Source organism: Micromonospora pallida, from assembly GCF_900090325.1.
Taxonomy (GTDB): Bacteria; Actinomycetota; Actinomycetes; order Mycobacteriales; family Micromonosporaceae; genus Micromonospora; species Micromonospora pallida.
This window is the reverse complement of sequence record NZ_FMHW01000002.1, coordinates 6,972,636-6,994,242: the sequence shown is the minus strand read 5'-3', so window position 1 is coordinate 6,994,242 and position 21,607 is coordinate 6,972,636. Positions and strand designations below refer to the sequence as shown.

The following is a 21,607-nucleotide window of genomic DNA, read 5'->3' as shown; positions in this document are numbered from 1 at the left end:
TCTTGAGTGCCGCCACTCGCATGCGTCGCCACGGTTTCGGAGGAGGCGGTGGGGCGCATGGGATGACGCAGCGCACGGGACGGCATCAGCATGCCAGGGTCGCACTGCCGGCGTCGGCCATGCGGATCGCACGTGGAAGGCGGTCCCGGCCTGGCGGCCGGCCGGGCATTCCGCGGCATCGGGGCCGCGGCTACTCGACGGCGATCCCTGCGGCCGCGAGTGCGGCACGGGCCCGGGGGCCGAGCAGCCCTCCGATGTCTTCGATGGTGCGGAGCCGGGTGAACGGCGCGAGATCTTCGACCTTGAGGGTCTTGATCATGAAGCTGTCGTCCTCGCCGTCCCACAGCGGGATCAGCTGCAGATAGATGTCGTTGCCGCCGTCGAGCACGAGCGTCTCGACGCTCTCCGCGAGACGAGCAGGGATCGGCAGCCTGCGGAACCAGCTGCGCACCGCAGGGACCATCCGGTCGCCGAACGAATGCGGGTCGAACGACTTGGCTCCCTGATCCTGCGCGAAATCATGGACATCGAAGCGCGGCTCCAGCAGTTCCTGCTCGTACATCAGCTCCTGGATGATCGCCAGCCGGAACGGGAACGAGGCGAACTCGAGCACCGGCTCGGTGGCGGCCTGCAGCTTCCACTTGCCGGAGGGCTTCTTGACCGGCTTCGGCACCCGGTGGAGGATCGACGCCCTGCTGAACGGATGCGCCGCGCTGCGAACGATCTCGGCGAGCTCTCCGCTCTCACTCTTGGCATACCACTCGGGGAACTCCATGCGACGGATCTCGCCGCACTCTGTCTCGCTGAGGAAGAGCTCGGCTTCCCGCTGTCCGACCTTCGTGCTGAGGAAGGCCCGCGCCTTGCGCAGCTTCTCCTCGGAAACCGCCTCGATCGGTGGGCGTCCGTCGATAGTGAACGTCCCGGGGAAGCCGCCGGCCGGGAAGAACCGGCTGGCGGCGCGTTTCTCGTTCTCGACGGGGTCGTCGGCGAGCTCGATTGACAGCTCGCCTGCCTGTTCGCCGTCTTTCGTCGTCGCGCGGATGCCCGACTCATCCCAGATCACCCAGCTGCTTCGAACGCTCCCGTTCGCATCGGTCGGCTCGTCGGGCGGCTCGACCCGAGGAGTTCCGAGCAGCGCGGTCAGCGCCGGGACAGTCAGCAGCTCGAGCAGGGTGCCGTCGATGCGCACGCCTGCGGCGCTCACGTCGATCGCCCGCGACCCGCCCGCCGATCGCGGTGCGACACCTCGCGTGCCCGATGCTCCGTCTTGATTCTGCATCTCGCTCACAGCGGTTTCCCTCATGCAGTCAGATCCTGGAGCCACGATCCTCGCATGAGGATTTCGAGTGCCGCCACACGCACACGTCGCCACACCCGGAGACCGTGCCGGCACGGCGCACCAGGGCACCTCTACGGCCACGACTCCGGCACTACGAACCGGCTCATGGCATCCGTCGCAGTGACCGCAGCCATGAAGTCCGTTTCAGGGACCAAGGCCGACAGATCGGCTGAACGCTCCGGGCTCATCGAACCGGTCGCGCGCACATCCGTCGAGCAGCGCGCGTGCCCTGGCTTGCTTGCAGCGGATGTGCGGAAAGCGAGTCGAGAGACTCACCCGAAAGACATAGCCTCATCCAAGATAGACGTCAGTCGAATAGCGGGCGCAGCTCCTCGCGGATCTGCTTGTAGTTCTTCGGCCGCGTCTTCCAGCGGCCCTCGTCCGTCTCCTCGAACGTCGCGTTGTATCGTCCGGATGCGCGGTCGAATTGCAGGAGTATCTTCACGGGCAGCGCATCGCCAGGTGCGTAGTGACTGTCCATGTACGCATCCACGGCCGAACGGATATCGCGCCAACTGCAGGCCACGGGCGTGACGACGCCTCCGGGTGAATACGCGTACCCCGATGCGTTGCGGAACCCCTCGCCGAACTCCAGGATGATCGCAAACGACTCCCAGTCCTCCCCCATGACCGGGGAAGGGCTCTCCATGGCGTCGATCAGCGATCGGATGAGATCGACGGCGACGTCACCGGCCATGCGCGTTCCTTTCGGTCCGGAGCCCGGCCGGGTCGCCACCATCTCACTCGCACACCGTCAAGAGAGGCCGCGCTCCGGGACCATCCTCGACGACCGCCGCGAGCGTGTGCTCACGCGAGCTCGCAAGTCTCCGAACACACGTTGAATCGGAATACGACTACACGTTGAAGCGGAACTCCACGACGTCGCCGTCCTGCATGACGTAGTCCTTGCCCTCGATGCGGACCTTGCCCGCCGCCTTGGCCGCCGCCATCGACCCGGCCGTGACCAGGTCGTCGTAGGAGACCACCTCGGCCTTGATGAAGCCGCGCTGGAAGTCGGAGTGGATGACCCCGGCGGCCTCCGGGGCGGTCGCGCCGACCGGGACGGTCCAGGCCCGCGCCTCCTTCGGCCCGGCGGTCAGGTACGTCTGGAGCCCGAGCGTACGGAAGCCGACCCGGACGAGCTGGTCAAGCCCTGGCTCGGACTGTCCGATCGACTCCAGCAGCTCGCGGGCCTCCTCCTCGGGCAGGTCCACCAGCTCCGACTCGATCTTGGCGTCCATGAAGACCGCCTCGGCGGGAGCGACCAGGGCACGCAGCTCGTCGAGGAACTCGGCGTTCGCCATCTCCTCCTCGTCGACGTTGAAGACGTAGAGGAACGGCTTGGTGGTGAGCAGGTGCAGCTCACGAAGGTGCTCCAGTTCGACGCCAGCGTCCTTCGCGCCCGCGTAGAGCGTCGTACCAGCGTCGAGGACCTCGACCGCCTTCTTGGCGGCGGTGACGGCGGCGGCCCGGTCCTTGCGGAGCTTGGCCTCCTTCTCCAACCGGGGCAGCGCCTTCTCGAGGGTCTGAAGGTCGGCGAGGATCAGCTCGGTGTTGATCGTCTCGATGTCGTCGGCCGGGGAGACCTTGCCGTCGACGTGCACCACATTCGGGTCGGAAAAGGCCCGCACGACCTGGCAGATGGCCGAGGCGTCCCGGATGTTGGCCAGGAACGCGTTACCCCGGCCCTGTCCCTTGGACGCGCCCCGGACCAGGCCGGCGATGTCGACGAACGACACCGGCGCGGGGAGCACCTTCTGCGAGCTGAAGATCTCGGCGAGCTTGTGCAGCCGCTCGTCGGGCAGGCCGACCACGCCGACGTTCGGCTCGATCGTGGCGAACGGGTAGTTCGCCGCCAGCACGTCGTTCTTGGTCAGCGCGTTGAACAGGGTGCTCTTGCCGACGTTGGGCAGGCCGACGATCCCGATGGTCAGACTCACGACCAGCCAGCTTACGCGTCGACCGTCGGCCCCTCACGCCCGGCGTACCGGGTACGCCGACGGGGACCCCGCGCCCGACGTGCCGCGTCCGCCACCGGGGACCACGCCCGGCGTACCCGGAAAAAGCGGTCCGGCCCCGGCCCGACCGTTGGTAGCCTGCGCTGCCGGAGATCGACGGGAGGCATGATGGCACGGCAGGATCAGGAGAAGCTGCCCGAGCTGTACGTGGCGACGGACGTCGAGGCCGACGGGCCGATTCCCGGCCCGTACAGCATGCTCTCGCTCGGCATGGCGGTCGCCGGCCGCCCGGAGCTGGCCTTCTACACCGAGCTGAAGCCGATCTCCGAGGAGTACGTCCCGGAAGCGCTCGCCGTCTCCGGGCTCGACCGGGAGCGGCTGCGCCGGGAGGCGCCCGCCCCGGCCGCCGCGATGTCCGCCGCCGCCCGCTGGGTCAACGGGCTACGCCGGATCGGGCGGCCGGTCTTCCTCGCCGCGCCCGCCGTCTGGGACGGCATGTTCGTGCACTGGTACTTCGTCCGGTTCACCGGCCGGAGCCCGTTCGGGGCCACCGGCTCCGGCGTGGACCTGCGCAGCTACTACATGGGGGCGACCGGCCGGGAGTGGTCCCGCAGCCACAAGAGCACCGCCAAGCGGGAGCTGGGGCTGACCGACCTGCCGCACACCCATCACGCCGGGGAGGACGCCGCCGAACTGGCCCAGGTCTTCGACGCCCTGCGCCACGCCCGGCAGGGGCAGCAGCCGGAGTTCAGGCCAGCCGGCGAGGCGTGATCGGAGTCTCGGTGACCGTGCCATCGGCGTTGCGGGTCACCTCGTACGCGGACACCCCGTCCCGGTCGGCGACCGCCTCGACCAGCGTCGTCCCCCGGTAGACCAGCCCCACCCCGTCGTCGGTGCAGTGCGCGGTGGGCAGCGTGCCGTCGCCGACCATTTTCTGGATCAGGGGACGGCGCTGCGCCTCGCTGTTGTAGTGCACCCCGTTGCCGTACGGGAGGAACCCGAGTCCGGCGGTGAACGGGCGCAGCGTCGGGCCGTAACTGTCGGTGGTCCCGCCGACGTGCCAGCAGAGCGAGCCGGCGGAGACCCCGCCCAGCACCACCCCGGCCTGCCAGCACTCCCGCAGGATCTCGTCGAGCCCGTGCACCCGCCAGACGGCGAGCAGGTTGGCGACGCTGCCGCCGCCGACCCAGATGACGTCCTGGGCGAGCAGGTGAGCCCGGATGTCCTCGACGTTGGGCATCGGGAAGAGGTTGAGGTGGGACAGGCGGAACCGGGTGTCGGCGAACGCCCCGTAGAGGGCGGTCAGCGTGGTCGGTTGGTCTCCCTCGGCCTGCCCGAGGAAGCACATCTTCGGTTCCGGGCCGGCCTGCGCCAGCTCGGCCGCCAGCTCGAAGACCGGGCCGGGCCGCCAGTCCCAGGGACCGCGTCGACGGCTGAAGAAGCCGATGCTGGTGGCGACGATGGTCGGTTCGCTGGCGGGCACGGGGCCTCCCCCTTCGGTCCGGGTTACCGGGACCCGATCATCCTGCCGTACCGCCACCGGCCACCGCTGACCGCACGACCTGGCGTTTCCCGGGGCCGGGCGCTCACTGGGCCCGGGCCCGGCGCTCACCAGGGCTGGCGCTCACTCGGCCCTACGCTCACTCGGCCCGGCGTTCACTCGGGCAGGCGCTCACTCGGGCAGGACAGCCGGGTCCAGTTCGCTCGCGGCAGCCCCGGGCAGGGTGAACCGGTCGTCGACGGTGGGCGGGGCGGCGTACGACTCGCCCAGCATCCAGCGCACCTCGTCGGCCGTCCAGCCGAGCCCGGCGCGACCGGCGATCTCCGCGACCAGCCGGCGACCGACCCGGGTGTCGTCGTCGTAGAACCGCAGGCACCAGTGGTGCGCCCACATTCCCAGCGCCCGCAGCCCGGCGTCGTCCAGCGACCGGACGAGTCGGCCGCAGGCCGTGTCGGCGAACGCGCCGCCCGGATCGTCGGCGCGGTCCCGTTCGATCGCGCCGACCGCCGCCGGTGCGACGGCCCGCATCCGGTCGTAGAACCTCTGCACCACCGCCCGATCCAGCGCGGGAGGCGCCGACCGCGCCTCCACCCGTCCCGGCCCGGCCACGCTCCCCATCGACGCACCCCTTCTTGAGTTGGCCCCGGACGGTACCCGCCCCCTCCGACACTTTCGCCGCGGACAGGCCGCAAACGGGCTGGGGTGGTGGCAAGCAGGCTCGGATGGTGGCGAGCAGGCTGGCTGGGGTGGTTGCAAGGGCACCCTGCACGACAAAAAGCGGTAACAGGGGTCCCCTGCTACCAAACAACAGCGGGCGAGGTCCGATTTCCGCGAGCCGGACGCCCCGACTGCGGGGCAGGATCGGTGGCGTGGAGTTGGACTTCGAGCGGTGCTACCGGGCGGTCGACAGCCGTGACCAGCGCTTCGACGGCTGGTTCTACACCGGCGTGACCTCGACCGGGATCTACTGCCGGCCGTCCTGCCCGGCGATGACACCGAAACGGGAGAACGTCCGGTTCTTCCCCTCGGCCGCCGCAGCGCAGGGCGCAGGGCTGCGCGCCTGTCGCCGGTGTCGGCCGGACGCCGCACCCGGCTCGCCCGAGTGGGACGTCCGGGCCGACGTGGTGGGGCGGGCGATGCGCCTGATCGCGGACGGGGTGGTCGACCGGGACGGCGTGCCCGGACTGGCCGCCCGACTCGGATACACCGAACGTCACCTGCACCGGATGCTCCGCGCCGAACTGGGCGCCAGTCCGCTCGCCCTGGCCCGGGCGCAACGCGCGCAGACCGCCCGGGTGCTGATCGAGACGACCGGGCTGGGCATGACGGAGATCGCCTTCGCCGCCGGCTTCGGCAGCGTCCGGCAGTTCAACGACACGGTACGGGAGGTCTACGCGCTCAGCCCGTCCGAGTTGCGCACCGCCGGGGCGCGGGGACCGGTGGTCGGCGGCGCGGGCACCATCACGGTACGGCTGGCGTACCGGCCGCCGCTGCACGTCGGGTCGCTGCTGGAGTTCCTGGCGCTGCGGGCGGTCCCCGGCGTCGAGGAGGTACGCGACGGGACGTACCACCGGGGGTTGTCCCTGCCGCACGGTCCCGGCGAGGTGGCGCTGACCCCGGCGGCCGGGCACGTCTCGGCGACGCTCCGCCTGGCGGACCTGCGCGACCTGGCCCCGGCGGTGGCCCGCTGCCGCCGCCTGCTGGACCTGGACGCCGATCCGGTCGCCGTTGACGCCACCCTGGCGGCGGACCCTGCCCTGGCGGCGCTGGTCGCGGCCGAACCCGGCGTCCGCCTCCCCCGTACTCCGGATCCCTTCGAGGCAGCCGTCCGGGCCGTCTTCACCCAGCAGATCTCCCCCCGCTCCGCCCGCCCCCTCATCACCCACCTCCTCAGCCACTGCCCTCCACCCCCACCCTCCCCTGGGCGCGACGAGGACCGTGGGTTGCGGGGGTTTGCGGGGGTGCGGGAGGTGTTGGGGGTGCCGGATGAGGGGTTTCGGGGGCCGGCGGGGCGGCGGACGGCGGTTCGGGCGGTGGCGCGGGCGGTGGCAGACGGGGAGCTGTCCCTGGACGGGGACTGGGCAGCGGCCCGCCGGCAGTTGCTGGCGTTGCCGGGCATCGGACCCTGGACCGCCGGTTACGTCGCCATGCGGGGACTCGGCGACCCGGACGTGTTCCTCCCCACCGACCTCGCGGTCCGTCGGGGCGCCCGTGCCCTCGGCCTCCCCGACGACCCGAAGACCCTCGACGCGTACGCCGAACGCTGGCGTCCCTGGCGCTCGTACGCGGTGGTCCGACTCTGGCGAGCGGCAGCGTGAGAACGACGGAGGAACGAGCGGCAGCGTGAGAACGATGGAGGAAGCAGCATGACCGGAACGAACACGATCGACAGCAGTGTGCTGGACACCCCGGCCGGGCCGTTCAGCGTGCTGGTCACGCCGGGCGGGGCGGTCCGGGCAGCCGGGTTCACCGGCGACCCGCACGGGCTGCTCGGCCTGGTCCACCCGACGCTGCGCGGGGACCTGCGCAGCCGACCCGACCTGGGGGCGGTGACCACGGCCGTGACCGCCTACCTCGACGGCGACCTCACCGCGATCGACGGGGTGCCGGTCGAGCAGCACACCACCGGGGCCTTCCTGGCGCACGCCTGGGAGATCCTGCGCGACGTCAAGCCGGGCGACCCGGTCACGTACACCGCCTTCGCCGCGCTCGCCGGTCGCCCGGCGGCGGTACGCGCCGCAGCGGCGGCCTGCGCCCGCAACGCCGCCGCGCTCTTCGTCCCCTGTCACCGGGTGCTCCGTACCGACGGGAGCCTCGGCGGCTACCGGTGGGGACTGGACGTGAAAAAGTGGCTTCTCGGTCACGAGCGGCGGTTGACGGCAAGTTGACCGTCATGGAACTCACGTTTCCCGATACCGTCATGGGGTGGTTGCGGATCGTGATCGCGTTCCGGCCACCAGGGGGAGCATGCACAACCTGTGGCGGCTGCGCGGTTACCTGCGCCCGCACGTCACCGAGTTCTGCTGGCTGCTGGTCGCGGGACTGACGGCCACTGCGGCCGGTCTCGCCGTGCCGCTGCTGGTGCAGCGGGTGGTGGACGGCCCGCTGGCCCGACGCGACTCGGCCGGGCTGGCGCAGTTCGGCGGCCTGGTCCTGCTGCTCGGCGTGGTCGAGGCGGCGCTGATCTTCGTCCGGCGGTGGACGCAGACCTCCTCGTCGGTGGGCATGGAGGCGGCCATCCGGGCCGACCTCTACGCCCACCTGCAACGCCTGCCGGCCAGCTTCCACGACCGCTGGCAGTCCGGTCAGCTGATCGCGCGGGCCACCGGCGATCTGTCGATGATCCGCCGGTTCCTCTCCTTCGGGTTGCTCTTCCTGATCCTCAACCTGGCCACCTATCTGGCCGTGGTGGTGCTGCTGATCCGGCTGCACCCGGCGCTCGGGCTGCTGGTCGCGGCGAGCGCCGTACCGCTGTTCCTGATCAGCCGCCGGTTCGCCCGGGCGTACCACGCCGCCGCCCGCCGGATGCGCGAGCAGCAGGGGGACGTGGCGACGCTGGTCGAGGAGACCGCGCAGGGGATCCGGACGACCCGCGCGTTCGGCCGGGGACCGGTGCTGGCCGTCCGGTTCGGTGCCGGCGCGCGGGCCCTGCACGACACGGCCGTCGGCAAGAGCCAGCTACTGGCCCGCACCTCGGCCCTGTTCGACCTGGTGCCGAACCTGACCCTCGGTGTGGTGCTGGTGAGCGGGGTGGCCGCTGCCGCCCGGGGCACGCTCACCATCGGCGAGCTGGTCGCCTTCGTCAGCCTGCAACTGATGCTGATCTGGCCGGTCAACTCGCTGGGCTGGATCATCGCCAACGGACAGGAGGCGGCGACCGCCGCCGACCGGATCCAGGAGGTGCTGGACACCCCACCGACGATCACCGACCGGCCGCATGCGGTGGTGCCGCGCCGCGCCGACATCCGGGGACGGCTCTGCTTCGAGCAGGTGGGCTTCGGTTACCCGGGCGGCGCCGTCCCGGTGTTGCGGGGGGTCGAGCTGACCGTCGAGCCGGGCGAAACGCTCGCCCTGGTCGGCGCGACCGGCTCCGGCAAGAGCACTCTGCTCTCACTCGTCCCCCGGCTGCACGAGGTGGGGACGGGACGGATCACCCTGGACGGTCACGACCTGCGCGACCTGCGGCTCGCCGCGCTGCGCCAACTGGTCGGAATGGCCTTCGAGGAGCCGGCGCTGTTCTCCATGTCGGTCCGGGAGAACCTCACCCTCGGCCGACCCGACGCCGACGATGAGGAGGTACGCGCGGCCCTCGCGCTGGCCCAGGCCGACTTCGCGTACGACCTGCCGTGGGGGTTGGCCACACGCGTCGGTGAGCAGGGACTTTCCCTCTCCGGCGGGCAGCGGCAGCGGCTCGCCCTGGCCCGGGCGGTGCTCTGCCGCCCGGCGGTGCTGGTGCTGGACGACCCGCTCTCCGCGCTCGACGTGCACACCGAGGCGCTGGTCGAGCAGGCGCTACGTCGGGTGCTGCGGGGCACCACCGCGCTGCTGGTGGCACACCGACCCTCCACGGTCGCCCTGGCCGACCGGGTGGCCCTGCTCGACCAGGGGCGGATCGCTGCCGTCGGCACCCACTCGGAGCTGCTCGCGACCGAGCCGGCGTACCGCGCGCTGCTGGCCCTGGAGCCGGCGACGACAGCGACCCCGGGTGCGGCGATCACAGTGGAGGAACCGACGGCGACGCGGGGACCGGCGATCGTGGTGGAGGGACCGCCGGCGACGCGGGTGACGACGATGGCGTCGCCGGTCGTGCCGGCGGGTGGTGGGTTGGTCGGGCTCGTGGCGGGGGTGGAGCCCGTGGACGGGGTGGTGCCGTCGTGACGACGTTCGAAACCGCCGGCCCCGACCGCCCCGTGGATCTGGAGCGGTGGCGGGGGCTCGCCACCGACCCGGACGCCGACCGGAGTCGGGCCGAGGAGGGCGGTCCGGAGGCGGTCGCCCGACTCCGGTCCCGTAGCCGGGCCCTCCTGGGCGGCCTGCTGCGACCACACCGGGGCCGGCTCGCGGTGGCCGTGTCGCTGCTGCTGGCGCAGAACGCCGCCGGATTGGCCGGACCCTACCTGGTGATGTACGGCATCGACCACGCGATCGCGCCACTGCGCGCCGGCGACCCCGGACCGCTGGTCGCCGTCGCGGGGGCCTTCGCGGTGGCCGCCACCGCCGAGTACGCGGCCAAACGCGGCTTCCTCACCCTCTCCGCGCGGATCGGCCAGGCCGTCCTGCTCGACCTCCGTCAGCGGGTGTACGGACACTTCCTGCGCCTGTCCGTGGCGTTCCACGAGCGGTACACGTCGGGCCGGATGGTCTCCCGGCTCACCAGTGACCTGGACTCGATCGCGGAACTGCTCGACGGGGGCGTGGACAACCTCCTGCTCGCCGCGCTGTCGATCCTGTCGGTAGCCGGCGTGCTGCTCTGGCTGGACCCACCGCTGGCCGCGGTGACCCTGCTCGCCTTCCCGCTGCTGTTCCTGCTCTCCCGCTGGTTCGCCCGCGCCTCGGCCGCCGCGTACCGGCACACCCGGGAGGCGGTGGCGCTGGTGATCGTCCACCTCGTCGAGTCGTTGCGCGGGATCCGGGCCGTGCAGGTGTACCGGCGGGAGGCCCGCAACCAGCGCATCTTCGAGGCGGTGAACGACGACTACCGGCGGTCCAGCGTGCACGCGTTCCAGTTGATCGCGGTGTACTCGCCGGGCATCAAGCTGGTCGGCAACGTCACCGTGGCGGGGGTGCTGACGTACGGCGGCTGGCGCGTCCTCGACGACCGGCTCGAGCTGGGCGTACTCGCCGCGTTCCTGCTCTACCTGCGCCGGTTCTTCGAGCCGATGCAGGAGCTGAGCCAGTTCTACAACACGTTGCAGTCCGCCACGGCGGGGCTGGAGAAGCTCGCCGGGGTGCTCGACGAGCGGCCCGAGGTGGCGGAGCCGGCGCATCCCCGGCCACTGCCGGTCGGCGGGGTCCGGGGCGCGGTGCGATTCCGCTCGGTGACCTTCGGCTACCGGCCGGGCACACCGATCCTCACCGACTTCGACCTGGCGGTGCCGGCCGGGCAGACCGTCGCCCTGGTCGGCGCGACCGGGGCGGGCAAGTCCACCGTGGCGAAGCTGCTCGCCCGGTTCCACGACCCGGACGCCGGCTCGGTCAGCCTGGACGGGGTGGACCTGCGCGACGCGGCCGACGCCGAGCTACGCCGGGCGGTGGTGCTGGTCACCCAGGAGAACCACCTGTTCAGCGGCTCGGTGGCGGAGAACATCCGGTTCGGCCGACCGGACGCGGACGACGCGGCGGTGCGCGCGGCGGCACGGGCGGTCGGGGCGCACGACTTCATCGCCGCGCTTCCCGACGGGTACGCCACCGAGGTGCACCGACGCGGTGGGCGGCTCTCCGCCGGGCAGCGGCAGCTCGTCGCGTTCGCCCGGGCGTTCCTGGCCGACCCGGTGGTGCTGATCCTCGACGAGGCGACCTCGAGCCTGGACGTGCCCACGGAACGGGTGGTGCAGCACGCGCTCGGCACCCTGCTGCGGGACCGGACCGCGCTGGTCATCGCGCACCGGCTCTCCACGGTGCGGATCGCCGACCGGGTACTGGTGCTGGACCGGGGCCGGATCGTCGAGGACGGCTCCCCCGCCGACCTGGTCGACGGCGGGGGCCGGTACGCCGCCCTGCACCGCCAGTGGCGCGACTCCCTGGTCTGACCGTCGTCGGACACCCAAGAGGCGGTGTGCGGTTGCGGTCGACCGGGTACGGCGTGTCGAGCCGCGGAGCTGCCAGGGCCGGGGCCGAAGCCGGGATTAGTCGACGGGACCCGGGATCACTCGGTGGGGCCCGATCGGGTCGGCGTGCTCAGGTCCCGGCGGAGGCCGTCGACCACCCGACCGAAGGCGAAGAGGAGCACCAGCAGCAGGGCGGCGGCACCGACCAGCACCGGGAGCGTGAACGTGGGCTCCGCCCGGATGTGGAACTGCGCCGGGACCGCGATCGGTGCCAGCGCCTGGACGGTGAGCGTCCAGGCGACGAAGCCGAGCACCAGCGTCGCCGGGAGCCACCCCCGCTCGGTGGGCTCGACGGAACGGTCCTCGGCGTCCCGGGTGGCCGCGGAGGTCAGCCCGAACCCGAGGGCCAGGCCCAACCCGAGGGCGGCGAGCAGCGGCCCGACGAGGAGCGCCGAGGGGAGTTCCTCGCGTACCACCGGGAGGGCCAGGGGAAGCGCGGCGGCGGCCACCGCGACACCGAGGGCGTCCCACGGCAGGATCCGCTCCGCGTGCCGCGCGACCATCGCACCGGCCGTCACCGCCGTGAACCCCACCACCGCCACCAGCAGCACCCGTCGGGACGAGATGGTGAGGTTGAACGCCCAGCCCGCCAGGCTCACCGGGGCGGCCGCGAAGCCGAGCACCACCCAGCGCGTACCGACCAGACCGACCGCGCGGTGGGCGTACAGCAGCAGGGCCAGCGTCGCGACCACCGCGATGACGACGGTCGAGTGGTGGGTGAACGTCTCGACGGCCTGTGCCCGGCGCGGCCCGACGAGCCCGTCCGGGCTGGCCCGGAACGCCCGGACCACCCACGAGCGGACCAGGAACCCGCCGAGCACGAGGAGTCCGGCGAGGAGGACCACGACCACCGGCGTCCAGCGCAGCGGAGAGGGCACGGGTCGCGGTGCGGCACGCCGCCGTCGGTACGCGAGCAGCCCGGCGACCAGGGTGAACCCGAGAGCCAACCAGAGCTGCGCCGGCAACGGCTGGAGCGGACCGCGAAACAGCGCGACCCCGACCACGGCCGCGTACGCCGGTTGGCAGGTCAGGCCGACGGCGAGCCCGGCGGCCAGCGGCGTGCGGGCCCGACGGGTGGCCTGGCCGACCGCGAGCAGCACGCCACCGACCGCCAACCCCAGGCCGACCGCCGCGCAGAGGTGGGCCACGAGCCGCCCCAGGGTGGGCGCGTCCGCCGGAAACAGCAGGGTCGCCGCTGTGAACTGGTCCGCGACGGTGACCAGGAGCAGCCCGGCGGCGGCGACCAGCCAGCCGGTCACCCGGTACAGCGTGAGGGCGCTCGCCGCGGCGAGCGCGAACACCGCCGGGCCCAGCACACCGGCCCGGAGCGGCTCGGACGGGACCAGGTCGGTGAGCCCGGTCGACAACACCAGGTACGGCAGCGCGGACACGAAGGCCGCCCCGACCATCGCCGCGGCGATCGCTGCGACCAGTGTGCTGCCGTTCCCCGGCTCCCGCCGGGTCTTCACCTCGTCCACCGGTCTGGCGGCCGGGTCGTCGTCCACCGGTCTGGCGGCCGGGTCGTCGTCCATGGCAAGCCTCCCCCGCGTCCAGGACACCGCCGATGCTGTCAGAGTGGACGCTCCCCCGCTGTCCGTCGCACGACGGCCGGCGGGGGGCGACCGAGGTGCGCCAGGGCGTGCGGTGGCCGTCGACGCGGGCCGGACCTCGGGCCGGCCGATAACCCGGAGCGCGCTGGTCCGGTCCGGTCCTACCATCGACCGATGACTGATACGGCGAGGACGGCCCGCGCCGGCGTCCCCGAGCGTCCGACCCTGGACGGCATCGAGGAGACCTGGACGCGCCGCTGGCAGGAGGAGGGCACGTACGCGTTCGACCGCAGCAGGGAGCGGGCGGACGTATACGCGATCGACACCCCGCCGCCGACCGTATCCGGCGAGCTGCACATGGGACACGTCTTCTCGTACACGCACACCGACACGGTGGCCCGGTTCCAGCGGATGCGCGGCAAGGCGGTCTTCTACCCGATGGGGTGGGACGACAACGGCCTGCCGACCGAGCGTCGGGTGCAGAACGTGTACGGGGTGCGCTGCGACCCGTCGCTGCCGTACGACCCGGACTGGACGCCGCCGGACGCCCCGGTGGACGACGCGGCCCGCAAAAACCCGACGTCGATCTCCCGGCGCAACTTCGTGGAGCTGTGCGAACGGCTGACCGGCGAGGACGAGCAGGTCTTCGAGGCGCTGTGGCGGCGGCTCGGGCTGTCGGTGGACTGGTCGCTGACGTACACCACGATCGGGCGGGTGGCTCGGGCCACCTCGCAGCGGGCGTTCCTGCGAAACCTGGCGCGCGGTGAGGCGTACCAGGCGGAGGCTCCGACGCTCTGGGACGTCGGCTTCGCCACCGCCGTGGCCCAGGCGGAGCTGGAGGACCGGGAGCGGCCGGGGGCGTACCACCGGCTGCGGTTCCACGGGTCCGGCGGGCGGGAGGTGCTGATCGACACCACCCGGCCGGAGCTGCTGCCGGCCTGCGTGGCGCTGGTCTGCCACCCGGACGACGAGCGCTACGCCGACCTGGTCGGCGCGTCGGTGCGTACCCCGGTCTTCGGGGTGGAGGTGCCGGTGCGCGCGCACCCGCTGGCGGACCCGGCCAAGGGCACCGGCATCGCGATGGTCTGCACCTTCGGCGACCTGACCGACGTGACCTGGTGGCGGGACCTGGACCTGGACACCCGGGTGGTGATCGGCCGGGACGGGCGGCTGCTGCCGGAGCCGCCGGCCGGGGTGCCCACGCAGCCCTACGCGACGCTGGCCGGCCAGACCGTCAACGCGGCCCGCAGGGCGGTGGTGGAGCTGCTGACCGGCACGGGTGACCTGGTCGGCGAGCCGCGTCCGATCACCCACCCGGTGAAGTTCTACGAGCGCGGCGACCGGCCGCTGGAGATCGTCTCCACCCGGCAGTGGTATCTGCGCAACGGCGGCCGGGACGCGGAACTCCGCACGGCGCTGCTGGCCCGGGGCGCGGAGCTGAACTGGGTGCCGGGGCACATGCGCCACCGGTACGAACACTGGGTGGGCGGCCTGACCGGCGACTGGCTGGTCAGTCGGCAGCGGTTCTTCGGCGTGCCGGTGCCGGTGTGGTACCGGCTCGACGACGCTGGCGAGCCGGTCTGGTCCCAGCCTCTCACACCGGCGGAGTCCACACTGCCGATCGACCCGTCGAGCGAGCCGCCGCCCGGCTTCGACGAGGCGCAGCGCGGCCGACCGGGCGGTTTCATCGGAGATCCGGACGTTCTGGACACCTGGGCCACGTCGTCACTGAGTCCGCAGATCGTCGGCGGTTGGGAGACCGACCCGGACCTGTTCGCCCGGGTCTTCCCGATGGACCTGCGCCCGCAGGGGCAGGAGATCATCCGTACCTGGCTCTTCGCCACGGTGGTCCGCGCCCACCTGGAACACGGGGTGCTCCCGTGGCGGGACACGGTTCTGTCCGGGTGGATCCTCGACCCGGACCGCAAGAAGATGTCTAAGTCCAAGGGGAACGTGGTGACCCCGATGGCGTTGCTGACCGAGCACGGGTCGGACGCCGTGCGGTACTGGGCGGCCAGCGGCAAGCCCGGGATGGACCTGGCCTTCGACCCGGGGCAGATCCGGATCGGGCGGCGGCTGGCCACGAAGGTGCTGAACGCGTCGAAGTTCGCCCTGGGACTGGGCGCCGCCGACGCGTTGCGCGCCCCGGCCACGGAACCACTGGACACCGCCATGCTCGCCGAACTCTCCGGCGTGGTCGCGGCGGCGACCGCCGCCTTCGAGCGGTACGACCACACGGCCGCCCTCCAGGCGACCGAGGCGTTCTTCTGGCGGTTCTGCGACGACTACATCGAGTTGGTGAAGGAGCGCGCCTACGGCACCGGACCGGGGGCGGACTCGGCGCGGGCAGCCCTCGCCACCGCGCTGTCGGTGCAGTTGCGGCTCTTCGCGCCGGTGCTGCCGTACGTCACCGAGGAGGTCTGGTCGTGGTGGCGGTACGGGTCGGTGCACCAGGCGCCCTGGCCCACCACCTACGAGGTGGAACGGGCGATCCGGGGCACCGGCGACCCGGCGCTGCTACGGCTGGCCGGGGACGCGCTCAGCCAGGTGCGGCGGGCCAAGTCGGAGCGGAAACTCTCCATGCGGACCGAGGTGCCGCTGGCTGAGGCGCTCGCCCCGGCCGCCGTCCTGGGCCAGCTCACCCTGGTCGAGGACGACCTGCGCGCCGCCGGCCGGATCAGCAGACTCGACCACCTGCCCGACCGCACGACCGAGTTGGTCATAGCCTGCGCCTTCTGACCGTCCCGCCGGGCGGTGCGCTTGGTTGGTAGCAGGGGTCCCCTGTTACTCCTTTTTGATGAACAGGGGACCCCTGCTACCACCTGACAAGGAGCAGGGGCCCCCTGCTACCACCTCAGCTGGTTTCGCCGGCGACGCTGAAGGAGCGGAGCCGGTCGACCGCCAGGGCAGTGAAGCCGACGACGACCAGGATGGTCATCACCACTGAAACCGGTACGGAGACCTCGGTGGTCAGCAACGGGGTGGGGGCGATCCGGTCAGCGAGCGTGATCACGTACTGCTGGATGGAGAGCACCTTGGTGCCGCTGACGAAGTTGCCGAGCAGCCCCTCCCAGATCAGCACGTACACCAGGCCGAGCAGCACCGGCCGCCGGGTGACCAGGCTGAGCGCCACGAACAGCGCCGAGTAGGCCAGCGCCCCGACCGCCGAGGCCAGGACGAGCGCCAGGCCGAGGCGTACCGAGTGGGCGAGCACGGCCGCGACGTAGAGCGGCAGGGCGACGGTGACCGCGCTGACCCCGAACGCCACCGCGAGCTTCGGCAGCACGATCTGCCAGCGCGGCAGCGGCTTGGTGAGGATGTGCACCACCGTGCCGTCGTCGATCTCCGCGCCGAGCACGCCGGTGCCCACGATCAGGGCGATCACCGGCAGCACCACGGCCAGGCCGAGGCCGACCAGGACCGGCGGCCCCCACTCGCCCGGGTCGACGCCGAGGGCCCGGGACAGCACCGCCAGTCCGACCAGGATGGCCGGCAGCGGGACGAGCAACAGGAACCGGCGGCGGCCGAACAGGCCACGGGCGGTGATCCAGGTGACGGTCGACATGAGGTTATGCCTCCACCAGGTACGAGAAGACGCTCTCCAGGGACTCGTCCTCGGGCAGCAACCGACGCACCCGGATCCCCTCCTTCAGCGCGATGCGGGGCAGGGCCCGGGTGAAGGCCCCGTAGTCGCCGGCCCGTACGGTCAGCCCGGACCGGTCCAGCTCGACGCCGTTGACCGAGGGTTCGGCCATCAGCGCGACGGCCAGCGCGCGGTCGTCGGTGGACTGCACCGCGAACACGTGCGGCCGGTTGGTCATCAGCCGGCGGATGGTCCGGAAGTCACCGGAGGCGGCCAACCGGCCGGCGACCATCACCTGCACGGTGCCGGAGACCTGCTCGACCTCCTCCAGGATGTGCGAGCTGAACAGGATCGTCCGGCCCGCGTCGCCGAGGGTGTGCAGCAGACCCATCATGTGCAGCCGTTGGCGCGGGTCCATGCCGTTGAACGGCTCGTCGAGCAGGAGCACCTGCGGGTCGTGCACCAGCGCGGCGGCCACCCGGGCCCGCTGCCGCATGCCCTTGGAGTACGTGCCGATCCGCCGGTCCTGCGCGCTCTCCAGCTCGACCAGGCCGATCGCCCGCCGGGCCGCCGCCTCCGGGTCGGGCAGCCGGTGCAGCTTCGCGCTGGCCAGCACGAACTCGTACGCGGTGAGGAAGGTCTGCACCGCCTCGCGTTCGCTGACCAGGCCGAGGCGGCGGTAGACGTCCGGGTTGCGCCAGGTCCGGGTGCCGTCGAGGGTGACCGTGCCCCGGGACGGGGCGAGGAAGCCGGCCATCATGTGCAGCAGGGTGGTCTTGCCGGCGCCGTTCGGACCGAGCAGGCCGGTCACCCCGGGGCCGAGGGTCATGGTGACGTCGTTGACCGCCACCACGTTGCCGTACCAGCGGGAGACGCCGGTCAGAGTCAGGTCACTCATCAGGAGGCCACCTTCCGGTAGCGGGCCAGCAGCAGCGCGACGCAGAGACCGACCAGGGCGATGGTGTACAGCCCGTACACCGGTCCCAGGTTGCCGATCTGCACCCCCATCCCCTCGGTGTTCAGCGCCCACCGGCCGGTGCCCTGGACCAGGGTCGTCGGCGAGACCAGCCCGGCCAGCTCGTTCACCGTCTCGGACGGCATGATCGTCAGCGTGCCGCCGACCGGGATGGTCATCAGGAAGACCGCCACGACGCCACCGGCGGCGAACGCCCGCTTGCCGGTGAACGAGGCCACCAGCAGCCCGATCGAGGCGAAGACCACCGCCCAGATCCCGGCGTAGAGCAGCCCGGGCAGCAGGTCGAGCAGTTCGTTCCAGGCGCCCCGCAGGCCGTCGCCGGTGGTGAACGCGGCCCCGACGAACATCAGCACCTGCGGCGCGCCGAGGAGCAGCCACAGCGCGGTCACCAGGGCGGCGAGCTTCGCCAGCGGGTAGTCGGCGCGGGGCAGCGGCCGGGAGAAGTACAGCGGCAACACACCGCTGCGCAGGTCGCGGGAGACCAGTTCGGGCGCGACCACCGCGACGAAGAAGATCACCAGCCAGCTCATCGAGTTGGCGAAGTCGGGGTACGAGAGCACGACCTGGCCGATCTGGGTGCGGACCGCCGTCGCGCCGGCGGCGACCACCACCACGATCGCCACGATCAGCCAGGGGAAGATCTTGGCCTTGGCGCTCCGGCCGAGGCCGAACGCGGTACGCAGACCGTGCCCGTAGAGCGCCCCGAAGACCTGCCGCCGGCCGAGCCGGGGTCCGGTGTAGCGCTGGTAGCCGATGTCATGGATCACGCCGGTCGGTGCGGACGACGACGTCGACCTGCTCACGGACTCGGACGCCGACCGGCTCGTTCGGTCAGACATTGCTCGGCTCCCTCGGTGCGAAGAGTTCGGCCACCCGGTGCCGGCGCTGGTCGAGCCGGTGCAGCGGCAGGTCCAGCTCGGCGACCGCGCCGAGGATCAGGTCGTAGGTGCGCTCCTCGGCGAGCGGGACGAGCAGCATCCGGCCGTCCCGGGTCACCGGCAGTTCGAGCGCGGCGAGTCGGGCGGCGAGTTGCTCGGTACCCTCGCTGACCTCGACGGCGAGCACGTCGGTGGCGGAGGTCATCGCGGAGATCCGGTCGGCGCGCAGCAGCCGCCCGCCGTCGATGGCGACCAGGGCGTCGCAGATCCGCTCGACCTCGCCGAGCAGGTGCGAGCAGACCACCACGGAGATGCCGAACTCGGTGCCGATCCGGTGCACCAGGTTGAGCATGGCGTCCCGGCCGGCCGGGTCGAGACCGTTGGTGGGTTCGTCGAGCAGCAGCAGATCGGGGTCGTGCACCAGTGCCTGGGCCAGTTTGACCCGCTGCTTCATGCCGGTGGAGTAGCCGCCCACCGGGCGATACCGCTCCTCGTAGAGACCGACGTGGCGCAGCGCCTCGGAGGCCCGCTCACGGGCGACGCTGCGCGGCAGCCCGCTGATCCGACCGAGGTGGGTGACGAACTCGGCGGCGGACAGGTCGGGTGGAAGGCAGTCGTGTTCGGGCATGTAGCCCACCCGGGCGCGGACCGCCGCCGGGTCGGTGGTGGGGTCGAGGCCGAGCACACTCACCCGGCCACTGGTCGGGGCGAGCAGGCCCAGCAGGATCTTGATCAGGGTGGACTTGCCGGCACCGTTGGCACCGACCAGCCCGATGATCCCCGGTTCGACCGCGACGGTGAGGTCCGCCAGCGCGGTGACCCGTCCGCCGTAGGTCTTGGTCAGCGACTCGGTCGCGAGCAGTGTCACGGCGTTCAGCCTAGGGAGGTGGCGCATCCCCGGACATCAGGTCCGCCCCTGATCCTGCGTGTCGCGGTCCACTAGGGGCGATCCGGTGTGTGTTCGACGGGGTCACCGAGGGTGGTGACGAGAGGGTCGGGGCGACGGCCGGCACGGGTCGGGCCACCCCGGACGGCGGGACGGCACGGACCGGGCCACCCCCCCCGGCCGACGGACGGCCGACGGGCGGACGACGGGCGGACGACGGGCGGCCGACTGACCGGTTCCCGACCACGAATCGCCGGGGTGCGGTGGCGGCCCGGACGACCGGGTACCGTCGGCCCGCAGGCGGCGACGGCATCGCGCTGACCAGCGTCGATATCCGGTCGGACGGTTCGCGGCCCCCGCGCCGGACGGCGGCGACGGACGCCGTACGACGGTCCGGCGGCCACGATCGTGGGGTGGCGCTCTCGACCGATCGCCGGTCGGCTGCGAAACTGTGTGCCGGTCAGCGAGTGGGGGGTGTGATGAGCAACGGCTGGGTGCTGCCCGACGACGTGCTCCGGGACGCGCCGGTGTTCACACCGCGCCCGGGTGAACTGGCCGACCTGGAACTGCTGCTCAGTGGGGCGTACGCGCCCCTGAGTGGCTTCATGACCCGGGCCGACCTGACCTCGCTCAGCCGCCGGGGCCGACTCGCCGACGGGACGCCGTGGCCCGTCGCGGTGACTCTCCAGGTGCCGGCGACGGTGGCCGACGGGCTACGGCCGGACGACCCGGCGAAACGGGTGCTGGTGCTCACCGACGGCGAGGGCGCTCCGCTCGCCGCGCTCGACGTACAGGACGTCTGGCCGGGTCGGGACGGCACCGCCGGGCTGGGTGGCCCGGTGCTCCGGCTCGGCGACGGCGGCCACGCCCCGTTCCAGCGGCTGCGGCGCACCCCCGAGGAGGTGCGGTCGCTGCTGCCCCCTGGGCGGGTGCTCGGGGTGATCGCGGACCGCCCGCTGCACCGGCCGCAACTCGCCCAGATCGCACACGCGACCCGTACGCTCGGCGCGCACCTGCTGGTGATGATCCCGGTGGGTGAGGAGGCCAGCGGTGGGCTGCCGCCCGAGGCGCTGGTCCGCGCGGTCTTCGCCGCCCGGGACCGGATGCCTCCAGCGACCCTGATCACCGTGCCGCTGGCCCGGCGGCGGGACGAGATCAGCGACGCGTTGCTGCGGGCCCGGGTCTCCGCCGCGTACGGGGTGACCCACCTGCTCTCCACCCAGGAGATGCTCTCCGGGGCCGGGCTGCGGGTGCTGGTGCCCCGGGAACTGGCCTACGACAACCGGGACGGACAGTGGCGCTGGCGGGACGACATCCCGCCGCGCAACCGCCGGCTGGCGTTCAGCCAGGCGGAGATCGACGACCACCTGGACCGGGGCTTCCCGCTGCCGGAGTGGCACACCCCACCGGCGGTGGCGAAGGAGCTGGCCCGGGCCCAGCCGCCGCTGCGGCACCGGGGACTGGTGGTCTTCCTGACCGGGCTCTCCGGGTCGGGCAAGTCGACGATCGCCAGCGGCCTGGCCGACGCGCTGCGGGAGTCCGGGGACCGGACGATCACCCTGCTCGACGGCGACGTGGTGCGCCGGGAACTCTCCGCCGGGTTGACGTTCAGCCGCGCCGACCGGGATCTCAACGTCCGGCGGATCGGCTGGGTGGCCGCCGAGATCGCCCGGCACCGGGGGGTGGCGATCTGCTGCCCGATCGCGCCGTACGAGCAGGCCCGGGCGACCGCCCGGGAGATGGCGGCGGCGGCCGGCGCGGGTTTCGTGCTGGTCCACGTCGCCACCCCGCTGGAGGTCTGTGAGCAGCGGGACCGCAAGGGCCTCTACGCCCGGGCCCGGGCGGGGCTGCTCACCGGCATGACCGGCGTCGACGACCCGTACGAGGAGCCGACCGACGCGGACCTGGTGGTGGACACCTCGGACATCTCCATCGAGGAGGCGGTGCAGCAGGTGCTGCACCTGCTGACCGAGACGGGCTGGATCGAGCTCCGCCTGTCACCGGCCTGACCTGGAGCGCGTCCCGGTTGTCTATCGCGCGGTGCATCCTTCGCGCTAGTGTTCGTCTTTGTTGGAACGCGTTCGAGAACGTCCGACAGCACGGGTAGCG

At 72.3% G+C, this 21,607-nt stretch carries 16 protein-coding genes and 1 pseudogene; 7 read left to right on the top strand and 10 right to left on the bottom strand.

Going from position 1 to position 21,607, the window contains the following annotated elements:
- Positions 1–190 precede the first annotated feature (190 nt).
- From GA0074692_RS29990 to ychF, 3 genes are all read right to left on the bottom strand, one after another.
- The gene (locus GA0074692_RS29990; RefSeq protein ID WP_425413408.1) at positions 191–1,279 is read right to left on the bottom strand and encodes a DUF6892 domain-containing protein; all 1,089 of its coding nucleotides are present in this window, start codon (positions 1,277–1,279) and stop codon (positions 191–193) included.
- Positions 1,280–1,646: 367 nt separating this feature from the next.
- Positions 1,647–2,036, bottom strand: a complete 390-nt coding sequence (locus GA0074692_RS29985) for a hypothetical protein (protein ID WP_091650631.1) — start codon at positions 2,034–2,036, stop codon at positions 1,647–1,649.
- A gap of 157 nt (positions 2,037–2,193) precedes the next feature.
- Positions 2,194–3,279, bottom strand: a complete 1,086-nt coding sequence (gene ychF, locus GA0074692_RS29980) for a redox-regulated ATPase YchF (RefSeq protein WP_091650627.1) — start codon at positions 3,277–3,279, stop codon at positions 2,194–2,196.
- 186 nt (positions 3,280–3,465) lie between these two features.
- On the opposite strand from ychF, the gene GA0074692_RS29975 reads away from it, so the two are divergent.
- Positions 3,466–4,068, top strand: coding sequence for an exonuclease (locus GA0074692_RS29975; protein WP_218106723.1), 603 nt, complete (start codon positions 3,466–3,468; stop codon positions 4,066–4,068).
- Here the strand turns inward: GA0074692_RS29975 and GA0074692_RS29970 are convergent.
- Both GA0074692_RS29970 and GA0074692_RS29965 read right to left on the bottom strand, forming a co-directional pair.
- Positions 4,046–4,780, bottom strand: a complete 735-nt coding sequence (locus tag GA0074692_RS29970) for a Type 1 glutamine amidotransferase-like domain-containing protein (RefSeq protein WP_091650618.1) — start codon at positions 4,778–4,780, stop codon at positions 4,046–4,048. The two genes, GA0074692_RS29975 and GA0074692_RS29970, sit on opposite strands and share 23 nt — an antisense overlap.
- Positions 4,781–4,969: 189 nt before the next feature.
- The gene (locus GA0074692_RS29965; RefSeq protein ID WP_091650615.1) at positions 4,970–5,416 is read right to left on the bottom strand and encodes a hypothetical protein; all 447 of its coding nucleotides are present in this window, start codon (positions 5,414–5,416) and stop codon (positions 4,970–4,972) included.
- A gap of 251 nt (positions 5,417–5,667) precedes the next feature.
- Here GA0074692_RS29965 and GA0074692_RS29960 point away from each other — a divergent pair, with 251 nt between their 5' ends.
- The 4 genes and pseudogenes from GA0074692_RS29960 (at position 5,668) to GA0074692_RS29945 (ending at position 11,547) form a co-directional block, all read left to right on the top strand.
- Entirely contained in the window at positions 5,668–7,116 is a 1,449-nt protein-coding gene (locus GA0074692_RS29960) for a DNA-3-methyladenine glycosylase 2 family protein (protein ID WP_091650612.1), read from the top strand.
- A gap of 48 nt (positions 7,117–7,164) precedes the next feature.
- Entirely contained in the window at positions 7,165–7,686 is a 522-nt protein-coding gene (locus GA0074692_RS29955; RefSeq protein WP_091650607.1) for a methylated-DNA--[protein]-cysteine S-methyltransferase, read from the top strand.
- A gap of 79 nt (positions 7,687–7,765) precedes the next feature.
- Positions 7,766–9,484 (top strand): annotated as a pseudogene (locus GA0074692_RS29950) (ABC transporter ATP-binding protein); the annotation flags it as partial.
- 188 nt (positions 9,485–9,672) lie between these two features.
- Positions 9,673–11,547 carry an ABC transporter ATP-binding protein gene (locus tag GA0074692_RS29945; protein ID WP_091650598.1) on the top strand — a complete coding sequence of 625 codons (1,875 nt, stop codon included), beginning with the start codon at positions 9,673–9,675 and terminating at the stop codon, positions 11,545–11,547.
- A 116-nt stretch (positions 11,548–11,663) separates the two neighbouring features.
- Here the strand turns inward: GA0074692_RS29945 and GA0074692_RS29940 are convergent, their stop codons facing one another.
- Positions 11,664–13,157 carry a hypothetical protein gene (locus tag GA0074692_RS29940; protein WP_091650595.1) on the bottom strand — a complete coding sequence of 498 codons (1,494 nt, stop codon included), beginning with the start codon at positions 13,155–13,157 and terminating at the stop codon, positions 11,664–11,666.
- Positions 13,158–13,349: 192 nt separating this feature from the next.
- Between GA0074692_RS29940 and valS the strand changes: the two genes are divergently transcribed.
- The gene (valS, locus tag GA0074692_RS29935) at positions 13,350–15,914 is read left to right on the top strand and encodes a valine--tRNA ligase (protein ID WP_091650592.1); all 2,565 of its coding nucleotides are present in this window, start codon (positions 13,350–13,352) and stop codon (positions 15,912–15,914) included.
- 115 nt (positions 15,915–16,029) lie between these two features.
- On the opposite strand, the gene GA0074692_RS29930 is transcribed toward valS, so the two are convergent.
- From GA0074692_RS29930 to GA0074692_RS29915, 4 genes are read right to left on the bottom strand one after another with little or no spacing between them, the layout of a single operon-like run.
- Positions 16,030–16,740: an ABC transporter permease gene (locus GA0074692_RS29930; protein ID WP_091650589.1), complete on the bottom strand. Its 711-nt coding sequence runs from the start codon at positions 16,738–16,740 to the stop codon at positions 16,030–16,032.
- 4 nt (positions 16,741–16,744) lie between these two features.
- Positions 16,745–17,656, bottom strand: coding sequence for an ABC transporter ATP-binding protein (locus GA0074692_RS29925; protein ID WP_091650584.1), 912 nt, complete (start codon positions 17,654–17,656; stop codon positions 16,745–16,747).
- Complete coding sequence (locus tag GA0074692_RS29920; protein ID WP_245730514.1) at positions 17,656–18,573, bottom strand: ABC transporter permease; 918 nt, start codon at positions 18,571–18,573, stop codon at positions 17,656–17,658. The genes GA0074692_RS29925 and GA0074692_RS29920 overlap by 1 nt, the downstream gene beginning before the upstream one ends.
- A complete protein-coding gene (locus GA0074692_RS29915; protein WP_091650576.1) occupies positions 18,566–19,480 on the bottom strand; it encodes an ABC transporter ATP-binding protein in 915 nt (304 codons plus the stop codon). Before GA0074692_RS29915 ends, GA0074692_RS29920 begins: the two co-directional genes overlap by 8 nt.
- A gap of 497 nt (positions 19,481–19,977) precedes the next feature.
- Between GA0074692_RS29915 and cysC the strand changes: the two genes are divergently transcribed.
- Positions 19,978–21,507 (top strand): adenylyl-sulfate kinase, encoded by a 1,530-nt coding sequence (gene cysC, locus GA0074692_RS29910; protein ID WP_091654301.1) that lies wholly within the window; start codon positions 19,978–19,980, stop codon positions 21,505–21,507.
- The last annotated feature ends 100 nt before the right edge of the window (positions 21,508–21,607 follow it).